The sequence below is a fragment of the Streptomyces sp. NPDC049687 genome, assembly GCF_044465285.1.
Lineage (GTDB): Bacteria > Actinomycetota > Actinomycetes > Streptomycetales > Streptomycetaceae > Streptomyces.
Map to the genome: position 1 here is coordinate 83,378 of NZ_JBITLN010000022.1, position 6,638 is coordinate 90,015.

Annotated in this window: 8 protein-coding genes; 4 read left to right on the plus strand and 4 right to left on the minus strand. The window is 66.8% G+C overall.

The window, feature by feature from the left end; translation table 11 throughout:
* Positions 1 to 494: 494 nt before the first annotated feature.
* Both ACIBVL_RS40340 and ACIBVL_RS40345 read right to left on the minus strand, forming a co-directional pair.
* Positions 495 to 830 (minus strand): YnfA family protein, encoded by a 336-nt coding sequence (locus ACIBVL_RS40340; RefSeq protein ID WP_399105722.1) that lies wholly within the window; start codon positions 828 to 830, stop codon positions 495 to 497.
* A 105-nt stretch (positions 831 to 935) separates the two neighbouring features.
* The gene (locus ACIBVL_RS40345) at positions 936 to 1,721 is read right to left on the minus strand and encodes a helix-turn-helix domain-containing protein (RefSeq protein WP_399105724.1); all 786 of its coding nucleotides are present in this window, start codon (positions 1,719 to 1,721) and stop codon (positions 936 to 938) included.
* 472 nt (positions 1,722 to 2,193) lie between these two features.
* Here ACIBVL_RS40345 and ACIBVL_RS40350 point away from each other — a divergent pair, with 472 nt between their 5' ends.
* A complete protein-coding gene (locus tag ACIBVL_RS40350) occupies positions 2,194 to 3,441 on the plus strand; it encodes a DUF4157 domain-containing protein (protein WP_399105726.1) in 1,248 nt (415 codons plus the stop codon).
* Positions 3,442 to 3,749: 308 nt separating this feature from the next.
* Here the strand turns inward: ACIBVL_RS40350 and ACIBVL_RS40355 are convergent, their stop codons facing one another.
* Positions 3,750 to 4,472, minus strand: a complete 723-nt coding sequence (locus ACIBVL_RS40355) for an SDR family NAD(P)-dependent oxidoreductase (RefSeq protein WP_399105728.1) — start codon at positions 4,470 to 4,472, stop codon at positions 3,750 to 3,752.
* Between the two features lie 87 nt (positions 4,473 to 4,559).
* Here ACIBVL_RS40355 and ACIBVL_RS40360 point away from each other — a divergent pair, with 87 nt between their 5' ends.
* Positions 4,560 to 5,174, plus strand: a complete 615-nt coding sequence (locus ACIBVL_RS40360; protein WP_399105730.1) for a TetR/AcrR family transcriptional regulator — start codon at positions 4,560 to 4,562, stop codon at positions 5,172 to 5,174.
* 204 nt (positions 5,175 to 5,378) lie between these two features.
* Positions 5,379 to 5,549, plus strand: coding sequence for a hypothetical protein (locus ACIBVL_RS40365; RefSeq protein ID WP_399105732.1), 171 nt, complete (start codon positions 5,379 to 5,381; stop codon positions 5,547 to 5,549).
* Between the two features lie 77 nt (positions 5,550 to 5,626).
* Here the strand turns inward: ACIBVL_RS40365 and ACIBVL_RS40370 are convergent, their stop codons facing one another.
* Complete coding sequence (locus ACIBVL_RS40370; protein ID WP_399105734.1) at positions 5,627 to 5,980, minus strand: ArsR/SmtB family transcription factor; 354 nt, start codon at positions 5,978 to 5,980, stop codon at positions 5,627 to 5,629.
* Positions 5,981 to 6,151: 171 nt separating this feature from the next.
* Between ACIBVL_RS40370 and ACIBVL_RS40375 the strand changes: the two genes are divergently transcribed.
* Positions 6,152 to 6,638 (plus strand): aldehyde dehydrogenase family protein (locus ACIBVL_RS40375; RefSeq protein ID WP_399105736.1); only part of this gene is annotated, 487 nt, incomplete at its 3' end.

The window sequence follows — 6,638 nt, forward strand, 5'->3', positions numbered from 1 at the left end:
AAGGCCAGGGTCAGGTGAAGATCACCAAGTGGGGTCAGATTTGATACGCCGTCAAAGGGTCAGGATTCGAGCGACGCCGAGAGAGTACTCATCTTCGCAGCGGTCCAGGCGGGCGTCTGCTGAACCTCACGGAAGATGTGCTCAAGGCCAAACGCCTCAGGAACGCGTGCCAGCGCAGAGCGGCATCCGTGCCCGGTCATCCCGGTCTTGGAGGACCTCGCGCACCGCCTCCGCGAACGCATCCGCGGCCCCCGCGCCCACGGCTGGCCCGGCGAGGTCGAAGGATTTCACCTCAGCTTCGGTGCCGCATTGGCCAAGCTCGGCAGCCTGATGAACACTCCCTCCGGCGGACGCATTCAGCTGGTTGACCTCGGCATGCCCGTCTTCGCCGAGGAGGTAGCGTCGCCCGGGCCGGATGCAGGACGACCTGGGCCGACGGGATGGCCGCTCTGCACGAGGGTGGCACGGGCTGTCGGGGTCCGGGCGTGCGTGGGTCAGTGGCTGCGGGGGGCGTACATGATCACGGCCATGCCGGCGAGACATACCAGGGCGCCGATGACGTCGAAGCGGTCGGGGCGGTAGCCGTCGGCGGCCATGCCCCAGGCGATCGACCCGGCCACGAAGATCCCGCCGTACGCGGCGAGGATGCGCCCGAAGTTGTCGTCGGATTGGAAGGTGGCCACCACCCCGTACAGGCCGAGGGCGATGACACCGGCGCCGATCCAGATCCAGCCCTTGTGCTCGCGGATGCCCTGCCAGACCAGCCAGGCGCCGCCGATCTCGAAGAGGGCGGCCACGATGAACAGGGCAACGGAACGAGCGACAGTCATACCAGCGGACCCTACCGGCGGCTCGGCCCGCTGATCGTCTGCGGGTCTGCGGACGCCGTGCGGCCACGCCCAGTCCCGGCAGGTCCTTGAGCCCGTCACCGACGATCACGCACATCGGGTCGGGCTGTCGGCGGGTCGGTTCGCGGGTCGCTCAAGACGGCCCCACCGACGGCACGTGGGCGGGGCGGCCGTGCGGTTCCTGCTCGACGTAATCGCTCCGGCGGCCGATCGCCTGCGCCACTTCCCAGGAGGCGCGAGTGCGTCGGCGACGTCCGTCCAGCTCGATGCCACGGTGTCGGGGCCAAGCCGGGCGGCGGCCGCACCGAGGGCCACGGCGCCGGGGAGACCGACGACGTCGTGGACCTTGTCGACGAAGTACGGGTCGGTCGACAGCTTGAAGGTTTCCGACCGGTGCGGCTGCAGGCCGAACGCCCGCCAGATCCGGGACACCGACGACTGCGACAGACCCATCTCCTTCGCCATCGACCCCGTCGACCAGTGCGTGCCGTTCTTCGGAGTGGATTCCAGTGTCTTGGTGACCACTGCGGCGACCTGCTCGTCCGTCACGGTCCTGGGGCCGCCCGGACGTGGCATGTCACCCAGACCGGCCATCCGGTGCTGCACGAACCGGGCCCGCCAGCGGCCTGCCGCATGTGGCGTGGAACCGAGTTCAGCGGCCACGTCCTTGTTCGACGCACCCGTGCAGGCCAGGACGATCCGGCACCGCAATGCCCACGTCTGCGGCGTGGAACGTCGCCGCACCCATTCGTCGAGAGCGGCCCGTTCCTCGTCCGACAGTGTCAACTCGGCCCTGGGCCGCCCCGTCCGTGCCATGGAGCAAGCCTGTACATCTGAACAGAATTCCTGACTCAGAACGGCTCGGCCGGCCACATTCGATGTCTCCTCCTTTCCTCCTCGCTGGCGATCGGTGGTGCCCGAGGTGTGCACCGTGCAGGTGTTCTGCCCCCCGCGTCCGCATACTGTGCCCGGGCGCCTCTACCGGCCTGCTGGCCTGTGCACTAGACCTGAGTGGTCAGCTAGCAACATCACAGAAGGCCGCAGGATGCAGGAGCGAATCAGGAACGAGAAGGGCAGGGACGATGCCAGGCCACCACTCGCGCAACTTCCTGCTCAGCGGAGCGCTTCACCGGCAATAGCGCGCCACGGTGGCGTCGGTCCTGTCGCGGCGATCTTGGCTGTACAGCGGGCAGCGGGGAACTCGGCGGTCACTCGCGCCCTGGCAGAGCAGCGTCACACAACGGAGCCGACACAGAGGGAAGAGGCGAGGGAAGATCCGAAGAGGAGCGTCGGCTCTGAGCGCCCGGTACAGCGTCACGCGGCAGGCGACGGGTGCCAGGAGCCTGTGCAGCGCCGGATGGCCGCGCACGACGTACTGGGCATGCCCGGCCAGCCCCTTTCCCGGCCGCAGCTGCACGACATGGAGGCGCGGTTCGGCGGCGTCGACTTCAGCGACGTACGGATTCATGACAACGCGGCCGCGAAGAAGTCGGCCCAGGAGATCGGGGCCCGCGCCTATACCTCCGGCAGCCACATCGTCATTGGTGAGGGCGGCAGCGACAGGCATACGCTCGCCCACGAACTCACCCATGTCGTCCAGCAGCGGCAGGGTCCCGTCTCGGGTACGGACAATGGCAACGGGCTGAAGGTCTCCGACCCGTCCGACCGGTACGAGGTCGCCGCGGAGGAGAACGCCCGGCGCGTCATGTCCGGGGACACCCCGGCCACCGGGCACACGGCCCAACGGGCGATGGCTGGCGAGGCGGGGCCCGCGCTCACGGTGCAACGCCGCAGACCGTCGGCCAACGCGCCCACGGAGCACTACGCGGCCAAGGCGGAGGAGCACCCTGAATGGGCCGTATTTCAGAAGATGATGCAGCAGGGCGGGTTCCCGACGGATGTGATCGAGAGCGCCTGGCAGCTTCTGCTGGGCGGGGTCCTGGAGCAGGAGGAGCTGAACCGGCAATCCTCGGACGAATCGATCGATCCCGCGGAGCGGCGTAAGGTTCGGGCCTCGAACACCTGGTACCGCGAGTTCGTCAACCTCGTGGGCGACCATCTGAAGATCACCACTCCCACCTTGGCGCTCTGGTCGGGCGGCTTCGACGTGAGCGTCTACGCACACGGCAAGGGACACACCCCGTTGGAGTTCACCCGGCTCGGGAAGGTCGTGGACCAGCTGGAGCTGCACGCCAACTGGAAGCTCCAGGCGCCGCTGTGGAACGTCCTCTCCACCGCTTTCGTCGAGCGCGCGACAGGTCCCGTGCATGTATTCCTGCGTGCCTACAATCCCGACAGTGTCCTGATCGCGCAGGAGATCCCCCAACTGCGCATGATCCAGCGGCTCAATCCCGCCGTCACTCTCATGTGGCACCCGCTGTACACCACGCCCGATGGCAGGATCATGGAAATCTCCGAGGACTTGCAGCTCACCGGCAACGCGGAATACCGGAGCCGCGACAAGTGCGTGAGCGTGATGTACCACTATCTGATGCGTTTCAACGACGAGAGCAACAGCAAGGCGTCGATGGCGTACGGAGAGATGAACGAACTCCTCGAGAAGAACGTGAACCCGAAGGCGGGCGCGGTGTAGAAGCGTGGCCGCCGCACTCACGCCCAACCCGAAGATGCCCTCACCCTCCACAGCATCCCGTGATCAAAACGGACGATCAGGACTCTTCCCGGAGCCCTTGGGCCAGCAACCCCAAACCCGATAACCCACCGACGTCCGCAGACACCCGCACCACCCCGGGAGCACTACACAGCAGCGTACGCCAACGAGCTGTTGCAACGGCATTGGCCTTAGGCCGAAGCGGCTACTTGCCTTCGGCTTCGCGGGAGACGGGAGCCCGCTCGGCCCGCTCGGTGAGGTTGTTGCTGGGGGATGGATTTCTATGGGGTTCAGAGCTCGGCGACGACGCGTCGTAGTGTGCCCGGCGCGATGCGCAGCATGGCGGGCATGACTTTCGTCTGACCGGGGAATGCCATGTTCCGCCGGCGCCGAAGAGCTTTCATCGTGACCGCCGCCACCTGTGCGGGAGTGAGTTTCTTCCCCGTGGCTTCGGCGTTCATGGGTGTGTCCGTAGACGGTGGGAGGACCTCGAGGACATGGGTGTGAGCTTGCGGGGCGAGTTGACGGCGCAAGCCGTCCGCGAAGCCGTGCAGGCCGGCTTTCACCGCGCCGTGGGTGGGTGCGCGAGTGGGCGAGACCAAAGCGAACCCCGAGGTGATGAATACGATCGCGTCGGGCTCTGGCCATCGCTGGAGCACTTCACCCGTCAAGTGGATGGGGGCGGTGAGGTTCAACGCCACCTCGGCATCGAGAGTCGCATTGGGGTTCTTGCCGGCAGCGTAGTCTCGTTCCTCGAACGTACCGGCGTTGTTGACCAACACGTCCAAGCGCCCGAAGCGATCAGCGACTGCCTGCAGCAACGCTGCCCGATCGGCTGCGTCCGTCACATCGGCCCGCACGGCCAGCGCCTGCGGGTGTGCCTGCGCGAATCGGTCGAGCGCAGCCTGCGAGCGCCCGCAAACGACGACGGATGCCCCGAGTTCCACGAAGGATTGCGCGAGGCTCAAGCCGATGCCTGAGGTTCCGCCAGTGATGAGTACGGTCTGTGACACGATGTCGCCTCTCCGTGCTGCGTACCGATTGGTACGAAAGACTTTAGCACATCCGTACCGATCGGTATCGAAGGGTAGGATGGAGAAATGACCTCGACGACACCGGTTCCTACTGGCAGGCCTCGCGCGTTCGACATCGACGAGGCACTCGATCGTGCAGTCCTGGTGTTCTGGTCAAAGGGTTTCGAGGGCGCCAGCCTTGACGACCTCACCGAAGCGATGGGTATCAGCCGCCCCAGCCTGTACAGGGCGTTCGGCAACAAAGAAGACCTCTTCCACAAGGCGCTGGAGCGGTACACCGAGGGCTTGACCGCCTACTTCGCCCGAGCTCTGGCAGAGCCCACAAGTGCAGCAGTGGCTACCGCTGTGCTCCACGGGACGGTCGAGGCGGCAACCATGCCGGGGTTCCCCACGGGCTGTCTTGGCGTGCACGGTGCCTTGGCCACCGGGGATGAGAGCCGCCCAGTCCGAGACGCCCTCATCGCATGGCGTGAGGAGGGGATAGCCCACTTGACGCGCCGGTTTCAACAGGCGGTGGACGCCGGTGACCTTCCGCCTTCCGCAGATCCTCATCTGCTTGCGCTCTACCTGAGAACAGTCGCCAATGGGATCGCCGTCCAGGCCACGAGTGGTAGTTCCCGCCCTGAGCTGCTGCAAGTCGCGAACCTCGCGTTGGACAGCTGGCCCAGTACTCCAGTCTGACTTCGCGATCTTGTGGCGGACCTGGCTGGGAACGGGTACCGCCACCGCCTGATCATCGGTTGGTCTGTGGACAAACGAAGATCGTGCGGCGGCCGCGGGACATAGCGTAGACCCTGCCCGCTGGCGGGCGATGTTCGACCAGGTCATGGCTCGGATCGCAGGACGTTAGGCCGAGTTGAACCTCGGGCCACGGCCCGCGCCTACTTGCTCGGCCTGCTGTCGGCCACCGAGCGGAAGAACTGCTGGCAACTGGCCGAACAGGCCGGTCATGCCCGGCCCCGGCCGATGCAGCGACTGCTGCGCTATGCCCGCTGGGACGCCGACGCCGTCCGTGTCCCAGAGATCCGCACCCGTTCGCCGTGTCGTTCGACGTGATGGAAGCCGGCCGCAAGCTGGACACCTGGCTGTGGTGGGTCCGGTTCGTCGCGGCTGTGGAGGGGTGCTCCGGAGGGTCAGGCGCTCTCGGCGTTCGTGTAGGGCTCCACGCGGCCGACGCTCTCCTTGAGGACGAGGTCGAGCAGTCCGGGGAAGCGCTGGTCGAGGTCTTCCTTGCGCAGGGTGTTGATGCGGCGGGTGCCGACATCGTGCTGCCGGATGAGGCCGGCCTCGCGCAGGACGCGGAAGTGGCGGGTGAGTACGGACGCGGTGACGTCCTGCGTGAAGCCGCTGCAGGCCAGAGCGGGGGAGGCGGCGAGGGTGACGACGATGGTGAGCCGGGTCTCGTCGGTCAGCGCGCTCATGATCTTGAAGAGGTCGAGGTCGTCCGTGTCGGGGTGGACGAGGGGTGAGGAGGTGCGGCTGGCCATGAGGGAAGGATACCTCCCACCCTATGTTCGCGTCAGCGCGTACATGGGCTACAGTGAAGGCACGGATGGACCCCTCATCCGTCATCCACCGGGCTGCCCATCACCGGTACCACGGCATGCCACCAACGCCCCTGACGGCGCGCGGCGTGCATCAAGAACGGAGCACACCCCATGACCGCAACACAGGCGACCGAGCCGAGGACACGCCAGAGCGAAACGGCCGCGGAGGCGGTCGGCCGCCTCCGCGCGACCTTCAACACCGGCGTCACCCGCGGACTGGACTGGCGCGTCGACCAGCTGCAGCGGCTGCGGGCACTGCTGGTCGAAAACGAGCAGGAGCTGACCGAAGCACTCTGGGCGGATCTGAGGAAGAACCCCGCCGAGGCGAAGACGCAGGAGATCGACTTCACCGTCGCCGACATCGACGAGGCACTGGCGAATCTGGAGGGCTGGCTTCAGCCCCGTCCGGTGGAGGTTCCCGCCCACTTCGGTGGTCCCGCGACCACCGCCTACACCACCTACGACCCGCTCGGGGTGGTCCTGGTGATCGCTCCCTGGAACTTCCCGCTGCACCTTCTCATCGACCCCATCATCGGCGCGCTGGCCGCCGGGAACACCGTGGTGGCCAAGCCGAGCGAGATCGCGGTGCACACCTCGG

Excerpts from the sequence above, each read along its gene's own strand:
- ACIBVL_RS40340 (WP_399105722.1), bottom strand. The coding sequence starts at position 830 with ATGACTGTCGCTCGTTCCGTTGCCCTGTTCATCGTGGCCGCCCTCTTC.
- ACIBVL_RS40360 (WP_399105730.1), top strand. The coding sequence starts at position 4,560 with ATGACCTCGACGACACCGGTTCCTACTGGCAGGCCTCGCGCGTTCGAC.
- ACIBVL_RS40370 (WP_399105734.1), bottom strand. The coding sequence starts at position 5,980 with ATGGCCAGCCGCACCTCCTCACCCCTCGTCCACCCCGACACGGACGAC.